The following is a 25,938-nucleotide window of genomic DNA, read 5'->3' as shown; positions in this document are numbered from 1 at the left end:
ACATAGGCGCATTTTTATGCGCCTTTTATTTTTATATACTAATTTTGCAAAATTTACCAAATAATTAACGAAAACGTTATTGTAATTCTTTTTTATTTCGTGGTCAATTCGTTAATTTTGTCGAATTAATAATTTTATTAAGATTTATTTCCTTTATACATTATGTCTAAAACAGCAATATTAGAATTTGATGGCAACAAGTATGAATTTCCGGTAATAGTCGGAAGCGAAAACGAAGCCGCCATCGATATTGAAAAATTACGCGCTTTAACAGGTGCGATCACTTTAGATCCGGGTTATAAAAATTCTGGCTCGTGTACCAGCGATATTACATTCCTCGACGGAGAGGAAGGTATTTTGCGTTATCGCGGTTACGCCATCGAAGATTTGGCAGAAAAAGCCGGTTTTCTGGAAGTGTCTTATTTAGTCATTTTTGGAGAATTGCCAACTAAAACGCAGCTGGAACAATTCGAAAATGATATCCGAAAATATACCTTGGTTAATGAGGAAATGAAAAACATCATCGATGGTTTCCCGAAAACGGCTCATCCTATGGGTGTTTTGGCATCACTTACCAGTGCGCTTACGGCATTTAATCCTAAAGTAGTTAATGTTGAAAACGAAAAGGAAATGTACGAAGCCGTTTGTAAAACGATGGGGAAATTCCTGGTGATTGCCACTTGGACTTACCGAAAAATGATGGGCTATCCTTTGAATTATTACGATAATACCAAAGGGTATGTAGAAAACTTTATGCATTTAATGTTCGAATTGCCAACCGGTCCGTATAAGACCAATCCGGTGGTAATCGATGCTTTAGATAAGTTATTCATTCTCCACGCCGATCACGAACAAAACTGTTCTACTTCTACAGTGAGAATAGTAGGCTCTTCACATGCCGGTTTATTTGCCTCTATCTCAGCAGGAGTTTCTGCTTTGTGGGGTCCGTTACACGGCGGTGCTAATCAGGCTGTACTGGAGATGTTGGAAGCCATTCAAAAAGACGGTGGAGATGCTGATAAGTATTTGGCCAAGGCCAAAGATAAAGATGATCCTTTCCGTTTGATGGGATTCGGACACCGTGTGTACAAAAACTTTGACCCGAGAGCAAAAATCATCAAGAAAGCGGCCGATGAGGTTTTAAATACCTTAGGTGTAGATGATCCTATTTTGGATATCGCTAAAAAGTTAGAAGCCGCTGCTTTGGTTGACGATTATTTTGTATCCAGAAAATTATATCCTAATGTCGATTTCTATTCCGGAATTATCTACCGTGCCTTGGGAATTCCGACCGAAATGTTTACGGTAATGTTTGCCATCGGAAGACTACCGGGTTGGATTGCACAATGGAAAGAAATGCGTATCAACAAAGAACCGATAGGAAGACCAAGACAAATTTACACCGGCTATCCGTTGAGACCATTCAAGAACATTAACGAAAGATAAAAAGTAGTTTATACTTTATTTACACCAAAAACTCTTTGCTTGCAAAGAGTTTTTTTTGGTTTAAAAATAGACTCAAAGGCTTCGCATTACTCTTGTAATGAATCCCTTAGAATTACATTTTTGTTCTTTTTTCAAAATGTAAGAAAAAACAATTAACAAATTAAAAAAAAGTGCATTTCATCGATTTATTTGGTTTTTTATAGATGTTTTAAAAAACAATACCCTATTTTTGAAACTGTAAAATCGAACCGATTCTTAACCTACAAATACGGAATATTTCGATTCATCCAAAGTTCTAAGCCAAACCTGAGTTTATCATATTAAGTAATGAGTTTTTAATTAATTTTCTAACGTCCCAAATCTAAAAGTTATGAAAAAAAACTACGTTTATCTGACGGCAATATTGTTTTTGTTGTCTGTAAAGGCTAATGCACAGATTGGCAATACCTTTTCCGGAGAAGGATCAGGCACCAACAGTATCGGAAATTTCAACACAGGCTTTGGTTTTAATTCCCTGTTAAACAATACCAGTAACAGCAATAGTGCTTTCGGAAGAAATACCTTGAGTAGCACTACGGGCGGTTTTAATTGTGCTTTCGGTAATGAATCATTGGCAACTAACATTGACGGTTCGCTCAACAATGCATTTGGAACCAGAAGTTTATATGCAAATGTTTCCGGAAAAGGGAATGTGGCCTTGGGACACCGCTCTATGGAAGCCAATGTGACCGGAAGTTTTAATACCTCTATCGGATATGCTTCTTCTTTGAGTTCAGTGGGTAGTTTTAACGTCGCTCTTGGAGCCGGAACGCCGAGACACTTAATAAACGGTAATTCTAATATATTTATCGGCTACGAGTCGGGGATTAACTTGACCAGTGGAAATAACAATGTATTCATTGGTAGAGTGGCTCTTTTTGCTACCCCTTCCTCAGCAAAATTAGCCGGAAATGATACCAACAATACCATCATACTCGCAGACGGATTCGGGAATCAAAGAATCTTTGTCAACAGAAACGGAAACACAGGAATCGGATTAGGAAATAATGTAATACCGGCCAACCGATTAGACGTTGGTGGCGGTGTGGTTATCGGTAGGAATTTTGTTCCCAATGCCAGTACCACAGATCAAAATACGACTTTGGCTCCTGCCAATGGTTTGTTAGTAGAAGGTAAAGTCGGAATCGGAACTAAAACGCCAAACAACAAACTCGAGATTACCCAAGGTGTTACGGGTAATTCCGGTCTTCGTTTTACCAACTTAACCAGTCTTTTTAATCCTACCACAACAACCACAACCGACAAGTTTTTAACGGTAAACGCCACAGGGGATGTAGTGTTACAAAGAATGCCGGGTGTCATTAATACCAATGCTATTTCTTCTAACGCCAACACGATGACTTCCAATGTAAGTGGTATTTTGGCTTCGGCACCAATTGTAAACTCTATCTCAAATACAATTAATACGAATAACCAATTGGTGACTACAGTTAACGGAGTATCCAGTGCTCCGGTAACCTTGCCGCAATCCTTACTGACAGAGGTTGATGGCAGTACCACTAATGAGTTGCAAACCATTTCAATGTCGGGGAATACCATTTCGCTATCCAACGGTGGCGGTTCTGTTACGATTCCATCATTCACAGATACCGACGCACAAACACTTTCTATAACCGGAAATGTACTTTCTATTTCTAACGGAAATAGCGTGGTATTACCGAACCATGGCCCGCAAACCATTACTCAAAACGGCGCCATTGTAACCTTATCCAACGGGGGTGGTTCTTTCACGTTACCACAAACCGTAGTTCAGGCGGGTACCAATGTAACCGTAACCGGAACCGGAACAGCGGCTTCTCCTTACATTGTTAGTGCTGCTGCCGGAACAGACACTAGTTTATATGCTAACAACGGTATCATTAATCAGGCAACCACTACTGCCGGAAACAGGGTAGTAGACATGAACAACAGCAATATCTGGTTTAATACCGCCAACAGTACTTCAAACGGAAAAATTTATTTGGGTTCCAGTACTGCTTATCCGAATACAACCGGAAACTACAAATTGTTTGTAGAAGGAGGTATCCTTACCGAAAAAGTAAAAGTAGCATTACGTAGTTCTGCCAACTGGGCTGATTATGTTTTTGCCAAAGATTACAAGCTGATGCCGCTGAAAGAAGTAGAGCAGTTTGTGATGACTAACAAACATTTACCGGGTATTGATTCAGCCGAAAAATTAGCGGCTAACGGAATTGATGTAGCCGAAATGCAGTCAAAACAAATGGAAAAAATTGAGGAACTTACGCTATATATTATCGATCAAGAGAAAAAAATAGAAGCGCAAAACAAAGCCATCGATAAAAATAATCAAGAAATCGAAGCGCTTAAAGCTCAAATCCAATTGTTATTAGCAAAATCGAAATAAGATGTTTAAGATATTCAAAATAGTTCTGACGGGCTGTATACTACTTGGTTCTGTCAACGTTTCGGCGCAGCTCGATGAATATCTTGCGGCTGAAAATAACAGGATTTCATTGTCGCAACAAACAGAAAATGAAATCTTGAGATTTGTAAATGATAATTTTAAAAATTACAAATTATCGAAAGAAGTCACGGCCGATGTCATTCAGCACCTTCACAGTGAGGAAGAATTCTCGGATGCCGAATTGGAAAAAGCCTTAATCAATGCTAAGATTGTCGAATTGCGCAAACTTTTCTTTTACGAGAATCCCGATAAAAAAGAGTATTATGTGGCCAAACCGCCACCACCGGCAGTGATGCAAACGTGTACTAACGGTGATTTTGAAAGCAATACGGCGGGCTATTCCTTCTGGAGTGATGCCTATCCGCAACCGGCTACGGGAACCGGCTTTTTTCAATCCTGTTCTATGCCAACAGCACAAACGGCTACCAATTTGGTAACGCCCAGTGTCAATAATTTTAATTCCACCATTACGCTCATAAGCAGTACCAGCCCGGGATACCAACAATACGATCCCACTTTGGCTTCTCTGGGAGTCAATGTGCCGACACTAAATTCAAACGGCGGAACAAAATGTATCAAATTGAATAATGCACAAGGATTCGGTTCCTCCGATGTGACCACCGTGTCACGCTATTTTCCGGTGATTAATCAAGCGACCATCGATTTTAATTTTTCATTAATCATGGACAATAAACCGGCGCACGGTCAACCGATTCAGCCTTTTTTCAGAGCACGTGTTTACGACCAAAACAACAATATTGTTGATGAAATTTGTATTATAGCCAATCCCGATAACTGTTTGTTCAATACCTTAGTAATTGGCTCTAACCGAAGAGTGTTGTATACCAACTGGATTTGCGCCCGACTTAATGTAGGTGAAATTCTGAACCAACCGGGGACCATTGAGTTTACGGTGAGTGACTGTGAGCCATCGGCGCATTTCGGTACCGTGTACATCGATAACATTTGCGGATTAACCTGTGCCGTACCTCAATTGGGCGCTTTAAGTACCGATCCGACCAATTTCGACTGTCCGGATATGTCAGGCGCCATTCCTATTCAGGTTTGCGGAACCTATCAGCCGCCGGTAAATGCTGTTTTGAATACATTATCATTAAATATAACGCAAAACGGCGTCGTAATAGGAACGGTAGCCGCCCCAACCAGCTTAACTTCGAGTGCTTTCTGTTTTACGATTCCGCCAAGTGCTTTCGGCGCATCGCCCACCGGTGATTTCGAGTTTCAGGTCAATGCCGCGTTCAGTGTCAATTGTCCGGCCGGAACATTTATGTATGAGATATCCGATAATTCTGCCGGAATTGGTCCCGATGTGACATTCGATAATTGCTGCCAGGCTACACTGGTGTTAGCCTCACCGGCCGATGATTTGAGTAATTTGGCTCCGGTAGCCAATAAAGAAAAAGAGCGCTCCGATTGGATTAAGGCCGCCAATATTATTTCTGTTGGCGATAATGTAACCGGTAATGGTGTGGTGTATCATGCTGCGAATTATGTCGAATTAAATCCGGGCTTCGAAGCGGTGTTAGGTTCCCAATTTGCTGCCTATCCCGAAGGTTGTACCGACAATTTTGTATACCGAGCCGAAAATCAAACCGAACCGGTAACCGATATCAAAGCCGTTACCAGGGAAGAAGCCATCAATTTGGTGAAAGTTGCCAATGGTTTTGCCATTATTCCGAATCCGTCCAGCAGCAGTATCGAAATTGTCATGAAGGATACCAAGTTCAATAAAGTCACCATAACGGCTATTGACGGGAAAATGGTCATGAGTAAAACCATCGCACTCACCGACCGACTGCAACTCGACGTGAGCGGCTATGCCAACGGGGTGTACATCATCAATATCACTTCGCAAGACGGTTCGTTGCACACCGAAAAATTGATTAAGAATTAATCATAACTTTCAAAATACTTATAAACAAAGCTTCTCCCGACAGAGAAGCTTTGTTATATTTGTATAAATCATAATTGTTAAACACAACTCAATGAGTTTAAAAAAGAAACTAAAAAAAGCAATTAGTTCATTAGTGCCGAAAGGATATTTTAAAGAAAAAATCAAGTTATTTTTTTACAATTTATTTCCTAGACGAGGAATTTCATTCGAAATTTTAAAGCAAGAAACGAAGGTAATTTATAAAACTACTTTTGGGAAAACCGTTTTACTAACCAACGAAGCGCTTTATCCTATAGCCGACGATTTTAATTACTATCAACATTTTTGCAAAACCCAAAAAGGAGATGTAACTATCGATGCCGGGGCGAATTTAGGACATATATCCATTTTTTTGTCGAAACAAGTTGGGGAACAGGGGAAGGTGTATTGCTTTGAGCCCGACAAATACAACATTGAGCGTTTACAAAAAAATAGAGACCTGAATCCTGATTTACCGGATAACATTATCATACAAGATGTTTTACTATGGAATGAAAATGCCATGGTTGATTTTGAAGAAGCCGGGACTGTTGGTTCTTCAGCCGTTTGGTTTTCAGAGCGAGCCAATATCGTTAAAAAGCAAGCGGTGACTTTAGATAGCTGGGCAGAAACTATGGGATTAACACGACTCGATTTTATTAAAATGGATATAGAAGGGGCTGAAATAGAGGCTTTAGACGGTTGTATTGACGTGATGAAAAAGTTCAAGCCTAATTTTGCTATTGCTTCCTATCATATTGTTAATGGTGCGCCAACATATATTAAAGTGGAAGAGTTTTTCAAAAAAATGAATTATCCACATAAGACTGTTACTTTCAGAGGTAATGAAATCATCACCTTTGCTGGTCTCAAAATTGAATAGAGAATTTAATAATTTAAACTTGAAGGCTTCTATCTATTGAGAAGCCTTTTTTTATACAATAAGTTTGATTGTTTATTATCAGATGTTAGAGTTTCATCATAGGATAAACAAAAAAGTTTCTTGTTTTATTTAATGGATATTTTTTTTTTCACACTCTGAGTTGATAACTAATTAATGTTATTTTTCATATTCTTACAGAAAAAAGCTATATATTTATTCATAATAACATTAAAAACAATATTTTATGAAAACAAAAGAGTTTTTTTTTTATCGTAGGTCTAACACTTTTTATTGGGTTAGTAAATAGTTCTGCGCAAACTAATGTTTTATATGGAATTACAACTGCTTCGCCAAATGGTTCAAATGTCTCAGTTGGCTTAAATGCCAATCCGTTTACAAACGCTGCAGCAACTTGGAATACTTTTATTGGAGGTAATGCATGTACTACTAATACAACTGGAGCAAATAATACTTTCATAGGCCATTTATCAGGAAATGGGAATACAACAGGTTCAGGAAATACAGCCCTGGGCAGAGGTGCACTGGAAAATGGTGTAAGTAATAATAATCAATTTAATATTGGTATTGGAACTGATGTAGGTGTAAATATTTCTAGTAGCAACAATATTCTTATTGGAAGAACTACTGGAAATGGTTTGACAACAGGTGGCTCAAATACTTTTTTGGGTCATCAAATAACAATGCCTTCGGTAGCAGCAACTTCAACTACAGCAGGAAACAATACAAATAATAAGGTTATTGTTGCAGATGGTTCAGGTAATCAGAGAATTTATGCCCATAGTAATGGTTGTGTAGGTGTTGGTTTAGGTAATAATCAAATCCCTCAAAATAGATTTGAAATAAATTCGAGTGCCGCTGGAATTGTAGCAGGTACAACAGGTTTAAGATTTAGAAATTTTACTAATACTAATTATAGTACTGCAGCTCCAACAACCAATAGGAGGGTATTAACAGTTAATAACGTAGGAGATGTTATATTAGTTGATGATGTTGTTGGTACAGTTTCAGGTACTACATTTACTTCGACTTGTGGAACTAATAATTTTGTTCCCAAATCAACAGGCTCAAGTAGTATGGTTTGCAGCCAAATTTTTGATGACGGGACAAGTGTTGGAATAGGAACAACCTCTAATTTTGGTTTTATATCAGGGACAACCCCAGGTACACTTTTTCAAAGTGGTACTGGTGGAGTTGGAAATGGTACTTTTAAATTAGATGTTAATGGGGTTACCAGATCAGTAGCTTTTTGGGCTTCTTCAGATGAGAAGTTCAAAAAAGATATCAAGGCAATAAACAATTCATTAGAAGTAATTCAAAAATTAGATGGAAAAACTTATTTATGGAACAAACAAGGAAACAAAGAATTAGGTTTTGATGATGGATTACATAGTGGTTTCATTGCTCAAGAATTAGAAAAAGTGATGCCTCATTTAGTCGCAACTGATGAAAAAGGGAATAAAGCAGTTAATTACATGGAGCTTATGCCATACTTGGTAGAAGCCATTAAAGAACAACAAATACAAATTAACGATTTAAAAAATCAGTTAATTGAAAGCTTCAGAAATCAGAATCAAGAATTAATCACATTAACTAATACCAAAATAATTAGTGTTTCTCCTAATCCTTCAAAAGATGTGATATCTGTCTCTTTCAACATTGAAAAATCAGTACAAAACGCAAAATTAGAAGTTTATGACTTGAAAGGTAATTTGTTAAGTAGCTTAAATGTTAAGGAACGTGATGCTAATTTGGCTAGAACTTTTCAAAAAGATAATTTTGGTATAGGAATTTATATTGTGAGTTTAATGATAAATGGTAAAAGTATAGATGCAAAAAAAATTATTTTTGAGTAGTTAATTATTCCCAAAAAATACTTATAAACAAAGCTTCTCCCAACAGAGAAGCTTTGCTATATTTGTCCATTACCAAAACAACCTTATGTTACAATTACATGTAAAAAACGAAACCTCACGATTACGAGCCGTAGTGCTCGGTTCTGCCGTTAATAACGGTCCAACACCAACAGCTGAAGAAGCCTACGATCCGAAATCATTGGAGCATATCTTGGCCGGTACCTATCCGGTTGAGGCTGATATGGTGCAAGAAATGGAGGCTTTCAATCAAGTGTTTCAAAAATACAATGTGCAGGTATTTCGTCCACAGTTAATTGAAAATTACAATCAAATTTTTACCCGGGATATCGGTTTTGTTATCGACGATATTTTTATCAAAGCCAATATTTTACCCGACAGAGAGCGGGAACTCGATGCCATCCAATACGTAATCGACCAAATGGATCCGAACAAAGTAGTACGTCCGCCCGAAGAAGTGCATATCGAAGGCGGTGATGTAATGCTTTGGAACGATTACATTTTCATCGGTACGTATAAAGGTTCCGATTACAAAGATTACATCACAGCCCGAACCAACATGCAAGGCGTAGAATACATTCGCAACATGTTTCCGCACAAGAAAGTGAAAGAATTTGATTTGGTGAAATCCAAACTCGAAGCCCGTGATAATGCGCTCCATTTGGATTGTTGTTTTCAACCGGTCGGCAAAAACAAAGGCATTATTTATAAAAGCGGTTTCCGAGAAGAGGCCGATTATGTTTTCTTGGTGAAATTATTCGGCAAAGAAAATCTATTTCACATCACTCGAGACGAAATGTACCACATGAATTCCAATGTGTTTTCCATCGATGAGAACGTGGTCGTATCGGAGCGTAACTTTACCCGATTGAACAAATGGCTGCGCGACAACGATTTTATCGTAGAGGAAATTCCGTATGCCGAAATCGCCAAGCAAGAAGGCTTGTTGCGATGCTCGACGTTGCCGTTGATTAGAGATTAAAAATTGGTTTCAAGTTAGCTAACCTGAAACGTTAAACCAAAACAAAATGAAACAAACCACCAACTCCATACTTATGATTCGCCCTGTGGCGTTTCGTATGAATGAGCAAACCGCTGTGAACAACTATTACCAAAAAGTACTCGACGGACTGTCGCCCGAAACCGTTAACGCTAAAGCGCAAGCCGAATTTGATGCTTTTGTGAGCAAACTCCGCAAAGTAGGCGTGCATGTGATTGTGGTAGAAGATACTTTAGAGCCAAATACGCCCGACAGTATTTTTCCGAACAATTGGATTTCGTTTCACGAAAACGGCGATGTTGTCTTGTATCCGATGTTTGCCGAAAACCGCCGCGCCGAACGCCGCGAAGACATACTCGACCTATTGGAAGATGAGGGTTTTGTTATCAATGAAATCATGGATTATACCCTGGCTGAAGAAGCCGATATTTTCCTCGAAGGCACCGGAAGTTTGCTGTTAGACAGAGAAAACGGCAAAGCGTATTGTGCGTTATCGCCCAGAGCCGACGAAGAATTGATGATTGAATTTTGTGAAGATTTCGAATATACGCCGGTGATTTTTGAAGCCTATCAAACCGTTAACGGCGAACGAAAACTCATCTATCATACCAATGTGATGATGTGCTTAGGTGATACTTTTGCAGTCATTTGTGCCGATTGTATCGACGACAAAAAAGAGCGCAAAATGGTGCTCGACAGCCTGCGGGGCGATGACAAAGAAATTATCTTAATTACCGAAGAACAAGTGAATAATTTCGCCGGTAACATGCTTGAAGTCAAAGGTAAAGACGAAAAGCGGTATGTGGTGATGAGCGAGTCGGCGTATAAAAGTTTGACCAAAAAGCAAATCGCCCAACTCGAAGCCCATGTCGAAATCATCCACTCCAGTTTAGATACCATCGAAGCTTGTGGCGGCGGTAGTGCCCGCTGTATGATGGCCGAGATTTTCCTGCCGAGAGCATAATAATAAATGGCATCCCGAGCGCAGTCGAGGGAAAACCAAAAAATCCCAAATTTCTATACAGAAATTTGGGATTTTTTTATTGAAATGATAGGATATTATATTTTAAAAAACGCATAGCCGCCCTTAGTAGCGCCCCAAACTTGCTTACCGTCTTTGTCAAAACCTTGATCCCAGGACAAGATGCTGTTTTCGGTAACCGTTACTTTAGAATTGGCCCAACTGGCACCACGCAACTCACTCGGGCAGGTTTTGTCTCCGGTAGCGCCTTCAAATCGGTTTTTGCCCACGCGCTTCAAAACCACTTCACAACCTTGTTTCAATTCGATATCCGCTTCGGTGAGTTGGTCATACACTTCCGGAGTAGCCCATTTGCCAATCCACGCTTTTTCGTCTTTCAGGGTGTATATTTCACTTACAAACGAGTCGCCGCGTTGCGATACTTTGTAAATCCGCACCCGGTACGGCTTGTCTTGTTTGTCAAAAAGGGCTTGCTCTACAAATAAATAGTGGCCTTTCGACTTCCAAATAGGCGTCATGCGCAAGGAGATGTTAAAATAGTCTTTGTCGGTCACCGATTGTTTTTCCGAAGAATAGTGACCTTGCATAATGGAGACCAGTTCGTCTAAGGGTGAACTGTCTTGTGAAGCAGCGGTTTGCCCGCTTTTACAACTTGAAAAACAAACTACTGCAAGCAATGAAAATAAAAAGATACGCATAAAAATAAATTTAAATTCCTCTGATAATACTCAACACCGCACTGATAATATACTGAATTCCGATGGCCACCGTCAGAAACCCAACGATTCGTGAAATGGCCACAATTCCCGAAGCTCCTAAGTATTTGGCCAAATAATGAGCGCTTCGCAAAATTAAAAAGATTAGTAAGGAAACAATAATAATCGAAAACACCGATGATAGGATTTCGGGCGTCGAATGGTGGTCTTGGTTAAACGCAATCAATAACGAAATCGAACCCGGTCCGGCCAGCATCGGCATGGCCAATGGCGTCAGCGCAATTGAATTTCGGTTTTGCAAATCTTCTTCCACTTCTTTGCTGATTCCTTTGCGCTTCTTCTGATTGGCGTTGAGCAATCCAAATCCCGAACTGGCAATCAAAATACCACCGGCAATGCGGAGCGCCGAAATGGTAATTCCGAAAAAGCTCAAAACGTATTCGCCCAGAAAAAACGAAATCAACAAAATAATGCAAACATTAACGGCGGTCCAAAGCGATACCCTGGAACGTTCGGATTTCTTGTAGTCTTGGGTTAAACTCACAAAAAAAGGAATAGCGCCAATCGGGTTCAATACCGAAAATAAAGCACCCAACAGGACCAAAAAAGTGTTCAGAAAAATTTCCATGTACAATAATTCTTATCGGCTACAAAGATAGGCAAAGAATAAAAGAGAGTGTTACAATAACAACAATAATCGTTAAATTTGTGTAATGAAAAATAAGAAAACACTCGTCCTCGGCGCTACGACCAAACCCGAGCGCTACGCCAACATCGCTATACACAAACTGGTGGAAAACGGTCACTCGGTACTGGCCATCGGTCAAAATGCAGGCGAAGTCGCCGGCGTCAAAATCCACACCAAAAGCATCCCGTTAAAAAACATCGTCACGGTTACTTTGTACCTCAATCCCACGCGGCAGCGCGACTATTACAATTACATCATCCAAACCAAACCCAAACGCGTCATCTTCAATCCGGGAACCGAAAATCCCGAGTTCTATCAATTGTTGCGCAGCAACGGTATTGCGGTAGAAGTGGCGTGTACGCTGGTTTTACTGGCTACAAACCAGTATTAGTTCAGTCGTTTTTGTAAGGTAGGAGCGAAAGGTTCGGGTCAATCGGGAATCCGTTTTCCTGCTTTCCGTTACAATCTGCATCCGGTTCTCGATACGTTTTGTTGCGTCACTTCGAGTAGTTTGGTCTTTGATGACCGAGTGGTATCGAGAAGCGCAACAAAACACTCGAACTTACGGATGCAGGATTTTCACTTCCATCAGGGCTAATGAGGAATCCTTTTTAATATCGGGTATTTTCCGTGGTCGGTTTGCTAATCAGCAACAAACCAAGGAAGGTAATCAAACCATTTACAATAATCAGTTCGTTATCCAAAACATAATTGCCCAACAATTCAGCCGAATATTTGCTGATAAAAAAGCAACAGGTCGGCGCCAAAATACACACCAACGGCACCCATTGGTCTTGAACTGTTTTCGATTTTACAAACAATCCAAAGGCATACAAACCTAACAACGGACCGTAAGTATACGATGCAATTTTAAAAATCATCTTCACCACCGAGGCATCATTCACCGCGTTAAAAAATACAATCACCAAAAACATCAAAAACGAAAACCCTAAATGCACCCAATGGCGCGTTCTCACGACATGGGGTTTGTTTTGGTTTTCGGCCTTATCCATACCGAGGAAATCCACACAAAACGATGTGGTTAAAGCGGTCAAAGCCGAGTCGGTAGTGGCAAATGTCGCCGCTGTCAATCCCAACAAAAAGACCACGGCGGGGACGATGCTTAGATGGTGGAACGCAATTTCGGGGAACAATAAATCGGTTCGTGCTACGCCATCGACCATCGGAACGGCAATGCCGTTTTTCTCGGCGAATAAATACAACAAAGCACCCACGCTCAAAAAGAAAATATTAATCACTACAAAAATACCGGTGAACGTAAACATGTTTTTTTGGGCTTCGCCTATATTTTTGCAACTTAAATTCTTCTGCATTAAATCCTGATCTAAACCTACCATAGCAATAGTCACAAAGATGCCGCCGAGTAGCTGTTTCCAAAAATAATTTCCTTTTAAAAAATCTTCAAAAAAGAAAACCCTCGAATAGTTACTTTCTTTTACGGCTTCAAAAGCTTGCAAAGCGCCAAATTCCAGGCTGTTACAGATAAAATAAATCGTCAAAAACACCGAGGAAACCAAGAAGAAGGTTTGCAGGGTATCGGTGATAATAATGGTTTTCAATCCGCCGCGGTAGGTGTAGGCAAAAATCAATCCCAACGAAATTAAAACCGTTACGGCAAACGGAACGTTGAAGGCATCAAACACATAACGCTGCAATACAATCACCACCAAATACAAGCGAAACGCCGAGCCTATGGTGCGACTAATCAGGAAAATAGAGGCTGCGGTTTTGTAACTTATGGTACCCAAACGCTGTTCGATGTAACTGTAAATCGACGTGAGATTCATACGATAATACAGCGGCAACAAGACTTTGGCAATAATTAAAAACCCTATGGCATTGCCCAGCACAAACTGGAAGTATTTGAATTGTAAATCAGGGTTGCCTACTTCGCCCGGAACCGAGATAAACGTCACGCCCGAAAGCGCGGTACCAATCATCCCAAAAGCCACCAAATACCATTTGGAATTTTTATTGGCCTTGAAAAAAGTGTCATTATCCGTGCCTTTTTTACTGACCCAATTCGAGATGAAAATCAGTAATCCGAAATAAATAACAATGATGATTAGAATAGTAGTCGGCGTCATAAGTTGGGTTTTACAGTGAGCCAAAATACAAAAATTAATGTCTCAATTTGAAGATTTGAAGATTTGAAAATTTGAGGATGAGGTTATACATTAATTTTAAATTTTCAAATGGAGTGATTTTCAAATTAACTACTTTTGCCCCATGGAATTTTCATCAAAGCTTTTAGAAAAAGCCGTCAACGAAATGGCACAATTGCCCGGTATCGGCAAACGAACCGCTTTGCGATTGGTGTTGCACTTACTCAAACAACCCGAGGAGCAAACGCAGTATTTGGCGCAGGCTTTAACCACTATGCGCGAGGAGATAAAGTTTTGTAAAAGTTGCCACAATATTTCCGATGTTGCCCTTTGTGAAATTTGCAGTAACCCACTGCGCAACAACAAAGTAATTTGTGTGGTGGAAGACATTCGTGATGTCATGGCTATTGAAAATACAGGGCAATTCAAAGGAATATATCATGTGTTGGGCGGGAAAATTTCTCCGGTCGACGGTATCGGGCCGAGTCAGTTGCACATTGCTTCCTTGGTAGAAAAAGTCAAAGCCGGTGGTATCGAAGAATTAATTTTTGCGCTGAGTTCCACTATGGAAGGCGATACCACTAATTTTTACATCTTCAGACAAATTAAAGATTGTGAGGTAAAAACCTCTGCTATCGCCCGTGGCATTGCAGTGGGCGACGAATTAGAATATGCCGATGAGGTCACTTTGGGGCGCAGTATTCTGAATCGTATTCCGTTTGAGCATTCTATGAAAAATTTATAAGAAAATAATAATATGTTACATTTTTGTATTTAGAATTGAAAAACTATCTTTGTTTGCTAATTTTTTTTAATAAGTAATGAATAAAATCAAACTCTATATACTTTTTCTTTTACCCGTTTTATTGACTTCATGTGTTCCGAATAAGGATTTAGTTTACCTGCAAAACAAAAACGGTACTAGTGTGGCGCCCATAACCGCCTCAAACCAAAAGCCTTACCGTCTTCAGGTTAACGATTTATTAAACATTTCCATACGAGCTATCGATCCGAAATTAGTTGAGATCTTCAATCCTTCGGGCGGTCAGGCCATCATTTCAACACCCGATCAGGGAAATTATTTGAATGGTTACACCATTGATGATCATGGGAATATCCGATTGCCCGTTTTGGGAGAAATGAATGTCTTGGGATTTACCACTGAAGAAGTTAGAATCAAGATTGAAACACTCCTGCATGAAAAGTATTTCAAGAGCGAAGCCGGTATTTTTGTGATTGTCAAATTATCCGGTTTCCGATACACTATTAACGGTGAAGTAGCGAATACCGGAATCAAAACACTATACCAGGATAGGGTAAACATCTTGGAAGCCATTGCCAATGCCGGTGATATCAATCTGACCGGTGACAAAAAAGACGTTAAGGTGATTCGTAATTTTCCGCAAGGAAGCGAAACCTTCAGCATCGATTTAACCGATAGTAATGCCGTGAATTCCCCTTGTTTTTATTTGCAGCCGAACGACTATATTTATGTAAAACCCCTAAAACAAAAGTCATGGGGAACCGGAAAAACCGGAATAGAATCTTTAACGACTGTAGTAACGCTGCTCTCTTTGGCAACAACCACTTTTTTGTTGCTTAGAAATTAATACCCATTTTTCATGTTAGACGTAAAAGATTTTACCTTTTTTGACAAGCAAAACAGTTTTGATTTCAAAGGATTTTTGATCAAAACCATTAGCTATTGGAAATGGTTTGTGGTTGGTTTAATCATTACTTTTTCTATTGCGCATCAGGTCAATGTAAGAAAACAAAAGATTTATGGTATTGAGACCACTATTGCCGTAAAAGAAGAAAACAATCCTTTTTTTACGTCTAACACCAGTTTGGTTTTCAACTGGGGCGGTACTTCCGATAAAGTCCAAATGATTTCCACAACACTCAAGTCAAGATCGCACAATGAGTTAGTGGTAAACAAGCTGGAGTTTTTCATCGATTACATGAAAAAAACCAAATACTTTTTACAAGATGTATACGGCAGTGTGCCTTTCAAAGTAAATATAGACAAGTCGCAGTACCAATTGTTGGATCAATTTGTGAAAGTAAAAATGCTGTCCGACAATACATACCGATTGACGGTCTCTTTTCAATCCGATAAGGCGGAAGTCATTCGTTATTCCGATAACAAAAGAACCGTAGTAGATGTCCCTGTTGGGGAGTTTTCCAAAGTATACCGATTGGGACAAGTAGTCAATTTGCCGTTTTTGAATTGGAAGTTGACACCTGTTAACTATGAAGGCGAGAACGAGCGTGAAGAAATATCCGTCCGATTTAACAGTTTTGACAACACCGTTTCCGTTTATAAAGGGTTGCGCGTGGATATAGATGAAAAGGCAGGATCTATTCTTAAGTTGTCTATGGAAGGTACTAACAAAGCCAGAATGGTTGACTACCTGAACGAAACGGTAAATGTGCTTATCACCAGACAACTCGAGAATAAAAATAAATTTGCCGAAAACACTATTAACTTCATCGATGAAACGCTCTTCAAAATGGAGAAAGAACTCAAGACATCGGGTGATAATTTAAAAGACTTCAGCAAGAGTAATAATATCATCGATATTGAAGAAGGCGGACTAACCTACAAAAACCAGTTGGTTACTTATGATACGCAAAAAGATTTGGTAGAGCGCAAGTTGGCCTATCTCAATACGTTAAAAAACTACCTCAAAAACAGCGTTGATTTTTCAAAATTACCGGCCCCAACCGTGGTTGGAATTGAAGAGCCGAATATTGTGACCAATGTGTCTAAGTTAATCGATTTGTCTATTCGAAGAACCGAGTTGGCCTATTCCATCAAAGGCGAAGTGTATTACGAACGCATCGACAATGAAATTCAATCGGTTAAAAAAGCATTGTTGGAGAATGCGAATACGCTCAAAACCGCATTACAATTCGATTTAAATCAGGTTAACCAAAAAATACAAGGCGTTGAGGCCGAAATCGGAAGATTACCTGAAAACAAATTGGAATGGCTTAACCTTTCCCGCAAGTATGATCTGAGCGATAACATCTACAATACGTATCTGCAAAAAAGGAGTGAGGCTTCCATTGTAAAAGCAGCCAACTTATCCGATATTCAATTTATCGATCCGGCCAAAGATGTCGGCAGCGGACTATTAGGACCTAAAACCAGCGTGAATTACGTGCTAGCATTTTTTGTCGGATTGCTAGTGCCATTGGTGTTGGTTTTCTTTATCTTCTTCATTAGTAACTCGATTCAAAATATTGAAGATATTTCGAGTTTAACCAAATTACCGCTTATCGGAATTGTTGGAGTGAAACACTCCGAAACCAATTTATCGGTGTTTGAAAGACCAAAGTCAGCCCTGTCGGAATCCTTCAGAGCGATTCGATCCTCCTTGCAGTTTTTGTATAAAAAGCAAAGTATCGAAGGAACCAAAACATTGATGTTAACATCATCTGTCAGCGGCGAAGGAAAAACATTCTGTTCCATCAATATCGCTACGGTTTTCGCATTGAGTGAGAAGAAAACTATTATTTTGGGACTCGACTTAAGAAAGCCGAAAATTTTTGATGATTTTAATATTCAAAATGATGTCGGAGCCGTTAATTATCTGATTGGACAAAAGAAATTAGACGAAGTGATACAGCATACCCATATCCCGTATTTGGATGTTATTACCTCCGGTCCGATTCCGCCGAATCCTTCTGAATTAATTATGGGTGATTCGATGAAAACGATGATGGAGGAGCTCAAAACGAAGTACGATTACATCATTTTAGATACACCACCGGTAGGGTTGGTTTCGGATGCTCTCGAATTGGCTCAGTTTTGTGATGTCTCACTGTATATTGTGCGTCAGAATTTCACCAAAAAAGAGATGCTGACGTTGTTGAACAATAGGGCTAAACGCGGCGAGTTGAACAATGTGAGTATCATTTTTAACGGTTATGAAAACAAAGCCAAATACGGTGTCGGATACGGATACGGTTACGGCTATGGATACAGCTATGGTTACGGTTACGGCAGTGGTTATCATGAAGATGAAGAGCCAACCGGTTTCTTTGCGAAGTGGAAATTCCGAATATTGCGAAAACTGGGCTTGTCATGAAAACAGGAACAACAGTTTTAATTACAGGCGGCGCCGGATTCATCGGTTCCAATCTTTGTGAGTATTTTTTAGAGAAAGGATATCAAGTCGTTTGCCTCGATAATTGGGCTACCGGTCATCGACACAATATAGTTGGTTTTTTGAATCGTCCTAACTTTCAATTTATAGAAGGGGATATCCGAAATCTGGAGACCTGTCGCGCTGCGGTAAAAAATGTGGATTATGTTTTGCATCAGGCGGCATTAGGTTCGGTACCCCGATCTATTAATGATCCTATCACGAGCAATGAAGTGAATGTTTCCGGTTTTTTAAATATGTTGGTGGCTTCAAGAGATGCCGGTGTGAAGCGATTTGTTTACGCCGCCAGTTCTTCTACCTATGGCGATTCGGAAAGTTTGCCCAAAGTGGAAGCCGTCATCGGGAAACCGCTTTCGCCTTATGCCATTACGAAATACGTAAACGAATTATACGCGGATATTTTCAGTAAAACCTATGGATTAGAAACCATCGGACTGCGCTATTTTAATGTGTTCGGAAGGCGACAAGATCCCAACGGTGCCTATGCCGCGGTGATTCCGAAATTTGTGATGCAACTGATGCGACACGAAAGCCCGGTTATCAACGGAGATGGAAATCATTCCAGAGATTTTACCTATATCGACAATGTGATTCAAATGAATGAATTAGCCATGCTGACCCAAAACCCGGATGCCGTTAATACGGTGTACAATACGGCTTTCGGAGACAGAACCACACTGAACGAAATGGTGCACTTTCTGAAACAGTTTTTATCCGAATATGATTCGGCCATAGCCGAAGTAGAAGTCCTTTACGGGCCTAACAGAGTCGGGGATATTCCCCATTCGTTAGCGAGTATTGATAAAGCCAAAGAACGGTTACACTATCAACCCCAATTTTCATTTGAGCAAGGGTTGAAGGAAGCGGTACATTGGTATTGGAATAATTTAGAACTCAAATAAATTTTATATAATGAAAATAACAAATATTTGCTGTATCGGTGCAGGATATGTAGGCGGGCCAACAATGGCTGTTATTGCCGAGAAATGTCCTCACATCAAAGTTACGGTAGTCGATTTGAATGAAGCCCGAATTGCAGCTTGGAATGACGAAGATGTTAATAATATTCCCATTTATGAACCGGGATTGAATGAAATAGTAGCGAAAGCCAGAGGTAGGAATTTGTTTTTTTCAACAGAAGTGGATAAAGCCATAGATGAAGCAGAACTCATTTTTATTTCGGTGAATACGCCTACCAAAACCTATGGTACCGGAAAAGGAATGGCTGCCGATTTGAAGTATATCGAATTGTGCGCGCGTCAAATCGCCAGAGTAGCCAAAACCGATAAAATTATTGTAGAGAAATCTACGTTACCGGTACGAACCGCTGAAGCCATCAAGAGTATTTTGAACAATACCGGAAACGGCGTTCAGTTTCAGATTCTTTCCAATCCGGAGTTTTTAGCCGAAGGAACTGCCGTGCAGGATTTGCTGCACCCGGACAGAGTGCTCATTGGTGGTGAAACGTCACCGGAAGGACAAGAGGCTATTGAGACATTAGTGGATGTCTACGCCCATTGGGTGCCCAGAGAGCGTATCTTAAAAACGAATGTATGGTCATCGGAATTGTCCAAACTAACGGCTAATGCTTTTTTGGCGCAGCGTGTTTCCTCTATCAATGCCATTTCTGAATTGTGTGAAAAAACAGAAGCCAATGTGAATGAAGTAGCCAAAGCCATAGGAATGGACAGCCGAATCGGACCGAAGTTTTTGAAAGCTTCCGTAGGATTCGGTGGTTCTTGTTTTCAAAAAGATATTTTAAACTTGGTTTATATCTCTAAGGCTTTCGGATTGCACGAAGTGGCCGATTATTGGGAACAGGTTATTATTATGAATGACCATCAAAAAAGAAGATTCTCTAAAAATATCGTGCAAACTTTGTACAACACGGTTTCGGGCAAAAAAATTACTTTTTTAGGTTGGGCTTTCAAGAAAGATACCAATGATACTCGTGAATCAGCCGCTATTTATGTAGCCGATGATTTGATTAACGAGCAAGCCAACATCGCCCTTTATGATCCGAAAGTAGGTCACAAACAGGTGTTATCCGACTTGAATTATTTGGAGACACGTCAACCGGCCGAGAACGAAAAGTATATCAAAACATTCGATGACCCGTACCAAGCTTGTGAAAACGCGCATGCGATTGCGATACTCACCGAATGGGACGAGTTTAAAGCATACGATTGGAAAAAAATATACGACAGTATGTTGAAACCGGCCTTTGTATTTGACGGGCGCAATTTGTTAGATCCTGCCGAAATGAGAGCTATCGGATTTGTTTACCAATCCATCGGAAGTTAGTCGGAAGGCAAACAGCAAAAATTTTCAATTTAAGATACCCAATGTCAGGCGAAATTGAGTAGCCTATTTAAAAGAAACTAAAATGAATATTAAAATTGCAATCATAGGATTGGGATATGTTGGTTTGCCTTTGGCAAGGCTCTTCGCTACCAAATATCCGGTCGTTGGTTTTGATATCAATCAAAAAAGAATACAAGAACTCAATTCGGGTTTAGATTCTACCCTCGAAGTAGATGAAGCGACTTTGAAAGCCGTTTTGGTTGGTGCTAACCGGCAATCATCCGGACTTTTCTGTACCAATGCTATTGAAGAAATCAAAGATTGCAACTACTATATTGTTACAGTTCCTACACCGGTAGATAAAAACAATCGTCCCGATTTGAATCCGTTGTATAAGTCGAGCGAAACGGTGGGTAAGGTTTTGAAGAAGGGAGATATCGTGATTTACGAATCTACGGTATATCCCGGAGTGACCGAAGAAGAATGTATTCCGGTTTTGGAACGCGTGAGCGGTTTGAAATTCAATGTGGATTTCTTTGCCGGATATTCCCCGGAACGTATTAATCCGGGTGACAAGGAGCACACGGTTGAGAAAATACTAAAAGTGACCTCGGGTTCTACACCTGAAATCGGTCAAAAAGTAAACGAATTGTACCAATCGGTGATTACCGCCGGCACGCATTTAGCGCCATCCATTAAAGTGGCTGAAGCTGCCAAGGTGATTGAAAATTCACAGCGCGACATCAATATTGCGTTTGTGAATGAATTGGCTAAGATTTTTAATTTGTTGGAAATCGATACCCATGCGGTATTAGAAGCGGCCGGAACCAAATGGAATTTTCTTCCGTTTAAACCGGGATTGGTAGGAGGCCATTGCATCGGTGTGGATCCGTATTATTTGGCGCAAAAAGCCCAAGAAAAAGGCTATCATCCCGAAATTATTTTGGCAGGAAGACGATTAAATGACAGTATGGGTGAATACATTGCCTCTCAGGTAATCAAAATGATGATTAAGAAGAATATCAAAGTCAACGGATCTAAAATTTTAATGTTGGGCATTGCGTTTAAAGAAAATTGTCCTGATGTTCGAAATACGAAAGTGGTGGATGTGGTTAATGCTTTGAAAGATTTTGAAACCGAAATCACCATTTATGATCCCTGGGCTAATCCTGCTGAGGTGATGCATGAGTACGGATTGCAAACCGTTTCCGAACTTCCGGAGGGAACTTTCGATGCCATTGTATTGGCGGTTTCTCACAAGGAGTTCAGCGGTATTAATTTTGATAAATTGAAAAAAGACACAGCGGTTGTTTTCGATGTGAAAGGCGTTCTTAGTGAAGCCGATGCGAAATTGTAAAGAGTTAAATTAATCATCGAGTCGTGATACATAAAATTTTAATAACAGGAGGTGCCGGGTTTATAGGGTCGCATGTTGTGCGTCGTTTTGTGACGCAATATCCCGAATATCAAATTTTCAATTTGGATGCCTTGACCTATGCCGGTAATTTGGAAAATATTGCCGATATCGAAAATGCGCCCAATTATCATTTTGTAAAAGGCGATATTACAGCGGCGGATTTTGTCATGGATTTGTTTCAAAAACATCATTTTGACGGCGTCATTCACTTGGCGGCCGAATCTCATGTGGATCGCTCTATTTCCGATCCGTTGGCTTTTGTGAAAACCAATGTGATAGGCACGATGAATTTATTAAATGCTGCCAAAAGCAGTTGGAAAGATCATTTTGAAGGAAAAAGATTTTACCATGTCAGTACCGATGAAGTGTACGGAAGTTTAGGCGCTACCGGTTTGTTTACCGAAACCACACCGTACGATCCGAATTCGCCGTATTCGGCTTCCAAAGCCAGTTCCGATCATTTTGTGCGCGCCTACGGGGAAACCTATGGTTTGCCTTATGTGATTACCAATTGTTCCAACAATTACGGTCCGAATCACTTTCCGGAGAAATTGATTCCGCTTTTTATCAATAATATCATTAACAACAAACCGCTTCCGGTTTACGGTGACGGGAACTATACCCGCGATTGGTTGTATGTTATTGACCACGCCATGGCCATTGATTTGGTTTTTCATCAAGGGAAAAATCATGAAACCTATAATATCGGCGGGTTTAATGAATGGAAGAATATCGACTTGGTTAGGTTATTGTGTCAAAAAATGGATGCCAAGTTAGGAAGACTTGAAGGTACTTCTGAAAAACTGATTACGTATGTTAAAGACCGACCGGGTCATGATTTACGCTATGCTATAGATGCATCGAAAATACACCGGGAATTGGGTTGGCAACCCACCGTGACGTTTGAGGAAGGATTGGAGAAAACCATCGACTGGTTTTTAGCCAACGAAGCCTGGTTGGCCAATGTCACCTCAGGAGCGTATCAAAAATATTACGAACAACAATATCAATAGCAGCTCGCTTGAGCCGCATTAACCTGATTGAACGATGGTACTATTAGTAACCGGAGCAGCCGGATTTATTGGGTTTCATCTGAGTAAAAAACTGGTGGATTTAGGACATCAGGTAGTTGGCTTGGATAATATAAACGGTTACTACGATATCAACTTAAAAATGGCTCGTTTGCAACAGTTAGGGGTAACCGATGTTTTTGAGAATAAGATATCGAAAAGTCATACGCATCCCGACCATTTTCATTTTATAAAAATGAATTTGGAAGACCAGTTGCACTTACCCTTACTTTTTAGTCAGTATTCTTTTGATGCGGTTTGCAATTTAGCGGCGCAAGCCGGTGTGCGGTACAGTATTGAAAATCCGATGGTATATGTAGAAAGTAATATTGTCGGGTTTATCAATTTATTAGAGTGCATGCGAAACAGCGGTGTTCCCAAATTAGTTTATGCCAGCAGCTCGAGTGTATACGGCAACAGCAAATCGATACCGTTTTCTACAACTGACTCGGTTGATGCTCCGATTAGTTTGTATGCCGCTACCAAGAAGTCAAATGAATTGATGGCCCATACCTACAGTCATCTGTTCGGGATTCAATGTATAGGACTGCGCTTTTTTACCGTTTACGGTCCGTGGGGTCGTCCTGATATGGCTATGTTTTTATTTACCCAAGCCATTTTGGAAGGCAAACCCATTCAGGTATTTAACAACGGAGAGCTTTATCGCGATTTTACTTATATCGATGATATTGTCGATGGCGTAGTGGCCACAGTTACGGATACCCAAATGACACAAAAATATGCCTTGTACAACATTGGTAACAGTAAACCTATCAAGTTGGTTGATTTTATCGAAGCCATTGAAAGATGTACGGGTAAAAAAGCAAATAAAGTAATGACGCCGATGCAATTGGGTGATGTAGAACGCACTTGGGCAGATGTGTCCGACCTTCAAGCCGATTTTGGCTACAGTCCTAATACTTCTATTGAAAAAGGAATCAAAGAATTTGTTGATTGGTACAGAAAGTATATAGGCCAGCATAAACCGGCATAACTTTTCCGCGAAGTTTAGCACTCATTGACTGTAAAATTTGTTTCGGTTCCTAGCTCCGATTTTGAAGATTGCCTTCTGTGAATGAGTGTTTGTTCATTTATAATCTGACAATTTTTGATGGTAAAATTTGCATCTCCATCATTTTATTAACTTAAAATCTATAATTTATTAACACGAAAACGTTTTCGTTTTCACGCAATATGTTTTGTGTGTTATTTGGATTGTTTAATTTTATAGTTTTAACCACCCAATTTCTACACTATTCTTTTCCTTCTCTTTATGGGAGAACATGCATGGTATTCACTTTTTAATCTAACAACTTAAAGATTACACTATGAAAAGAATTTTACTGCTTTTAACTTTATTTTCTTTTACGGGCTATGCTCAGCAATCTGTTTTTTGGAGGGCAGAAGCCGCCAATGGAAATTGGGAAAATGGAAATTGTAATGAAATCGGAACGGCAAACAGCCAGTGGTTTTATGGCGGGTTTGGGGGTAATTCATCCCGAAACCGACCGGATTGTTTCGATGGGAGTACCACTCGTCATAATGTAACTATCGGAAATAATGTTTTCACCACAATGAGTGTGAATACGGCTTTCTGGGGTTTACGGGCTTTGACATTATCAAGTGGTGCGTCATCCACAAGAACTTTGAATAGTTCCCCGGATGATAATACACGGGGCTTGAGCTTTACCAGTGGTTTGTATAATGAATCAAACACCACACACAATTTTAATGTAAGAATTGGAGTTGATGCGGCATTTGTTTATTTAAAAGCAACAGGTTCCAGTGCTGTCAATAATTTCAACAGAGAAATCTTTGTGAATTCTAACACCGTAGTGTTTCAAGGAGCCGGGAATAATAATGTTACGGCTACGATATCCGGATCCGGAGGTAAACTCACTAAAGAAGATTCGGGGACTACCACTTTGTCGGGTAACTTAACCTACACAGGTGCTACAACGGTAACCGGTGGAAGTTTAATCATCCAAAAATCAGGATACACGGCCACCATTACTACCTCAGGGATTAGTGTTTCTTTTAGTCCTGCGCCGGCGGCCGGAAATTACTCAGTTTTGCCGGGTGCCTTGATTAGTAATGCTTCGTTGTCTACTTCGGGTTTGGGTGCCGGACAAACCGCTACTTTCAATGCCGCTACGGGGGTTTTGACCGTTAATAATACACCTACCGTTTCTTTAGTCAGCAATGATGCCGATAATACGTTTTGTGCCGGAACCAGCGTGACTTTTACCGCTACAGCATCCAATGTAGGAGGCGGATCTGTAAATTACAATTTTAAAGTAGCGGGCAGCAGTGTTCAATCGGGAGCCTCTAATGCGTTCACGACTACAGCCTTAACTAACGGACAAGCGGTTACCGTTGATATCACTATTACCGGTGGTTCATTTCTTTCTACCAATACGGCCAGCAGCAATTCGATTTCGAATACGGTGATTGCCAATTCAACACCTACCGTTTCTTTGGCAAGTAATGATGCCGATAATACGTTTTGTGCCGGAACCAGTGTGACTTTCACAGCCACTGCCGGAAGTTTGGCCGGCGGCACCGCTTCTTACAATTTTAAAGTTAACGGTTCTTCCGTTCAAAATGGGGCGTCCAATACGTACACTACCAGTGGTTTAACCAGTGGTCAGTCCGTGAGTGTTGATATTACTGTTTCGGGAGGTACTTGTTTGACTACCAATACGGCCAGCAGCAATTCGATTTCGAATACAGTGGTAGCCAACGTAACGTGGTACCGTGATTTTGACGGTGACGGCTTTGGTGATTTGGCTACGACTACGTCTAACTGTACGCAACCGGT

The 25,938-nt window shown here is 40.2% G+C and carries 21 protein-coding genes; 17 read left to right on the top strand and 4 right to left on the bottom strand.

All coding sequences use genetic code 11. The annotated features are described in order from the left end of the window. Positions 1-162: 162 nt before the first annotated feature. The 4 genes from QHT84_RS13960 (at position 163) to QHT84_RS13945 (ending at position 6,747) form a co-directional block, all read left to right on the top strand. On the top strand, positions 163-1,446 hold the full coding sequence (locus tag QHT84_RS13960) for a citrate synthase (protein ID WP_283240192.1): 1,284 nt from the start codon (positions 163-165) through the stop codon (positions 1,444-1,446). A 370-nt stretch (positions 1,447-1,816) separates the two neighbouring features. Continuing rightward, a complete protein-coding gene (locus QHT84_RS13955; RefSeq protein WP_283240191.1) occupies positions 1,817-3,871 on the top strand; it encodes a hypothetical protein in 2,055 nt (684 codons plus the stop codon). Between the two features lies 1 nt (position 3,872). Then, positions 3,873-5,846: a 3-coathanger stack domain-containing protein gene (locus QHT84_RS13950; RefSeq protein ID WP_283240190.1), complete on the top strand. Its 1,974-nt coding sequence runs from the start codon at positions 3,873-3,875 to the stop codon at positions 5,844-5,846. A gap of 91 nt (positions 5,847-5,937) precedes the next feature. Further along, a complete protein-coding gene (locus tag QHT84_RS13945; RefSeq protein WP_283240189.1) occupies positions 5,938-6,747 on the top strand; it encodes an FkbM family methyltransferase in 810 nt (269 codons plus the stop codon). Positions 6,748-6,964: 217 nt separating this feature from the next. Here QHT84_RS13945 and QHT84_RS13940 read toward each other — a convergent pair whose 3' ends face one another. After that, positions 6,965-7,225 (bottom strand): hypothetical protein, encoded by a 261-nt coding sequence (locus QHT84_RS13940; RefSeq protein WP_283240188.1) that lies wholly within the window; start codon positions 7,223-7,225, stop codon positions 6,965-6,967. Between the two features lie 223 nt (positions 7,226-7,448). On the opposite strand from QHT84_RS13940, the gene QHT84_RS13935 reads away from it, so the two are divergent. The 3 genes from QHT84_RS13935 to ctlX all read left to right on the top strand — a co-directional run bounded on the left by QHT84_RS13935 (position 7,449) and on the right by ctlX (position 10,603). After that, the gene (locus tag QHT84_RS13935; RefSeq protein ID WP_283240187.1) at positions 7,449-8,621 is read left to right on the top strand and encodes a tail fiber domain-containing protein; all 1,173 of its coding nucleotides are present in this window, start codon (positions 7,449-7,451) and stop codon (positions 8,619-8,621) included. Positions 8,622-8,706: 85 nt separating this feature from the next. After that, on the top strand, positions 8,707-9,621 hold the full coding sequence (locus tag QHT84_RS13930) for a dimethylarginine dimethylaminohydrolase family protein (RefSeq protein ID WP_283240186.1): 915 nt from the start codon (positions 8,707-8,709) through the stop codon (positions 9,619-9,621). Between the two features lie 46 nt (positions 9,622-9,667). Then, a complete protein-coding gene (gene ctlX, locus QHT84_RS13925; RefSeq protein WP_283240185.1) occupies positions 9,668-10,603 on the top strand; it encodes a citrulline utilization hydrolase CtlX in 936 nt (311 codons plus the stop codon). Between the two features lie 95 nt (positions 10,604-10,698). Here the strand turns inward: ctlX and QHT84_RS13920 are convergent, their stop codons facing one another. Both QHT84_RS13920 and QHT84_RS13915 read right to left on the bottom strand, forming a co-directional pair. Continuing rightward, the gene (locus QHT84_RS13920) at positions 10,699-11,319 is read right to left on the bottom strand and encodes a chromophore lyase CpcT/CpeT (protein ID WP_283240184.1); all 621 of its coding nucleotides are present in this window, start codon (positions 11,317-11,319) and stop codon (positions 10,699-10,701) included. A gap of 10 nt (positions 11,320-11,329) precedes the next feature. After that, entirely contained in the window at positions 11,330-11,953 is a 624-nt protein-coding gene (locus QHT84_RS13915) for a MarC family NAAT transporter (protein ID WP_407649253.1), read from the bottom strand. Between the two features lie 97 nt (positions 11,954-12,050). Between QHT84_RS13915 and QHT84_RS13910 the strand changes: the two genes are divergently transcribed. Further along, positions 12,051-12,416 carry a CoA-binding protein gene (locus QHT84_RS13910; RefSeq protein WP_283240182.1) on the top strand — a complete coding sequence of 122 codons (366 nt, stop codon included), beginning with the start codon at positions 12,051-12,053 and terminating at the stop codon, positions 12,414-12,416. A gap of 220 nt (positions 12,417-12,636) precedes the next feature. Here the strand turns inward: QHT84_RS13910 and QHT84_RS13905 are convergent, their stop codons facing one another. Further along, positions 12,637-14,133, bottom strand: a complete 1,497-nt coding sequence (locus QHT84_RS13905) for a sodium:solute symporter (protein ID WP_283240181.1) — start codon at positions 14,131-14,133, stop codon at positions 12,637-12,639. Positions 14,134-14,275: 142 nt separating this feature from the next. On the opposite strand from QHT84_RS13905, the gene recR reads away from it, so the two are divergent. The 9 genes from recR to QHT84_RS13860 all read left to right on the top strand — a co-directional run. Continuing rightward, complete coding sequence (gene recR, locus QHT84_RS13900; protein WP_283240180.1) at positions 14,276-14,896, top strand: recombination mediator RecR; 621 nt, start codon at positions 14,276-14,278, stop codon at positions 14,894-14,896. Between the two features lie 76 nt (positions 14,897-14,972). Continuing rightward, the gene (locus tag QHT84_RS13895; RefSeq protein ID WP_283240179.1) at positions 14,973-15,761 is read left to right on the top strand and encodes a polysaccharide biosynthesis/export family protein; all 789 of its coding nucleotides are present in this window, start codon (positions 14,973-14,975) and stop codon (positions 15,759-15,761) included. A 12-nt stretch (positions 15,762-15,773) separates the two neighbouring features. Next, positions 15,774-18,248 carry an exopolysaccharide transport family protein gene (locus tag QHT84_RS13890; RefSeq protein ID WP_283240178.1) on the top strand — a complete coding sequence of 825 codons (2,475 nt, stop codon included), beginning with the start codon at positions 15,774-15,776 and terminating at the stop codon, positions 18,246-18,248. Then, positions 18,245-19,228 (top strand): SDR family oxidoreductase, encoded by a 984-nt coding sequence (locus QHT84_RS13885; RefSeq protein WP_283240177.1) that lies wholly within the window; start codon positions 18,245-18,247, stop codon positions 19,226-19,228. The genes QHT84_RS13890 and QHT84_RS13885 overlap by 4 nt, the downstream gene beginning before the upstream one ends. Positions 19,229-19,238: 10 nt before the next feature. Next, a complete protein-coding gene (locus QHT84_RS13880) occupies positions 19,239-20,630 on the top strand; it encodes a UDP-glucose 6-dehydrogenase (RefSeq protein WP_283240176.1) in 1,392 nt (463 codons plus the stop codon). Positions 20,631-20,712: 82 nt separating this feature from the next. Next, positions 20,713-21,987 carry a nucleotide sugar dehydrogenase gene (locus QHT84_RS13875; RefSeq protein WP_283240175.1) on the top strand — a complete coding sequence of 425 codons (1,275 nt, stop codon included), beginning with the start codon at positions 20,713-20,715 and terminating at the stop codon, positions 21,985-21,987. Between the two features lie 26 nt (positions 21,988-22,013). Then, a complete protein-coding gene (rfbB, locus tag QHT84_RS13870; protein WP_283240207.1) occupies positions 22,014-23,060 on the top strand; it encodes a dTDP-glucose 4,6-dehydratase in 1,047 nt (348 codons plus the stop codon). Between the two features lie 34 nt (positions 23,061-23,094). Further along, a complete protein-coding gene (locus QHT84_RS13865; protein WP_283240174.1) occupies positions 23,095-24,111 on the top strand; it encodes an NAD-dependent epimerase/dehydratase family protein in 1,017 nt (338 codons plus the stop codon). Between the two features lie 334 nt (positions 24,112-24,445). Beyond that, positions 24,446-25,938 (top strand): beta strand repeat-containing protein (locus QHT84_RS13860; RefSeq protein WP_283240173.1); only part of this gene is annotated, 1,493 nt, incomplete at its 3' end.

It is taken from the genome of Flavobacterium sedimenticola (assembly GCF_030053345.1).
Classification (GTDB): domain Bacteria; phylum Bacteroidota; class Bacteroidia; order Flavobacteriales; family Flavobacteriaceae; genus Flavobacterium; species Flavobacterium sedimenticola.
The sequence above is the reverse complement of the archived record's forward strand: the minus strand, read 5'-3'. Positions and strand labels throughout refer to the sequence as shown.

Bases quoted from the DNA above. Each gene is read 5' to 3' on its own strand.
- QHT84_RS13960 (WP_283240192.1), top strand. From the start codon at position 163: ATGTCTAAAACAGCAATATTAGAATTTGATGGCAACAAGTATGAATTT.
- QHT84_RS13955 (WP_283240191.1), top strand. From the start codon at position 1,817: ATGAAAAAAAACTACGTTTATCTGACGGCAATATTGTTTTTGTTGTCT.
- QHT84_RS13950 (WP_283240190.1), top strand. From the start codon at position 3,873: ATGTTTAAGATATTCAAAATAGTTCTGACGGGCTGTATACTACTTGGT.
- QHT84_RS13945 (WP_283240189.1), top strand. From the start codon at position 5,938: ATGAGTTTAAAAAAGAAACTAAAAAAAGCAATTAGTTCATTAGTGCCG.
- QHT84_RS13940 (WP_283240188.1), bottom strand. From the start codon at position 7,225: ATGAAAGTATTATTTGCTCCAGTTGTATTAGTAGTACATGCATTACCT.
- QHT84_RS13935 (WP_283240187.1), top strand. From the start codon at position 7,449: ATGCCTTCGGTAGCAGCAACTTCAACTACAGCAGGAAACAATACAAAT.
- QHT84_RS13930 (WP_283240186.1), top strand. From the start codon at position 8,707: ATGTTACAATTACATGTAAAAAACGAAACCTCACGATTACGAGCCGTA.
- ctlX (WP_283240185.1), top strand. From the start codon at position 9,668: ATGAAACAAACCACCAACTCCATACTTATGATTCGCCCTGTGGCGTTT.
- QHT84_RS13920 (WP_283240184.1), bottom strand. From the start codon at position 11,319: ATGCGTATCTTTTTATTTTCATTGCTTGCAGTAGTTTGTTTTTCAAGT.
- QHT84_RS13910 (WP_283240182.1), top strand. From the start codon at position 12,051: ATGAAAAATAAGAAAACACTCGTCCTCGGCGCTACGACCAAACCCGAG.
- QHT84_RS13905 (WP_283240181.1), bottom strand. From the start codon at position 14,133: ATGACGCCGACTACTATTCTAATCATCATTGTTATTTATTTCGGATTA.
- recR (WP_283240180.1), top strand. From the start codon at position 14,276: ATGGAATTTTCATCAAAGCTTTTAGAAAAAGCCGTCAACGAAATGGCA.
- QHT84_RS13895 (WP_283240179.1), top strand. From the start codon at position 14,973: ATGAATAAAATCAAACTCTATATACTTTTTCTTTTACCCGTTTTATTG.
- QHT84_RS13890 (WP_283240178.1), top strand. From the start codon at position 15,774: ATGTTAGACGTAAAAGATTTTACCTTTTTTGACAAGCAAAACAGTTTT.
- QHT84_RS13885 (WP_283240177.1), top strand. From the start codon at position 18,245: ATGAAAACAGGAACAACAGTTTTAATTACAGGCGGCGCCGGATTCATC.
- QHT84_RS13880 (WP_283240176.1), top strand. From the start codon at position 19,239: ATGAAAATAACAAATATTTGCTGTATCGGTGCAGGATATGTAGGCGGG.
- QHT84_RS13875 (WP_283240175.1), top strand. From the start codon at position 20,713: ATGAATATTAAAATTGCAATCATAGGATTGGGATATGTTGGTTTGCCT.
- QHT84_RS13865 (WP_283240174.1), top strand. From the start codon at position 23,095: ATGGTACTATTAGTAACCGGAGCAGCCGGATTTATTGGGTTTCATCTG.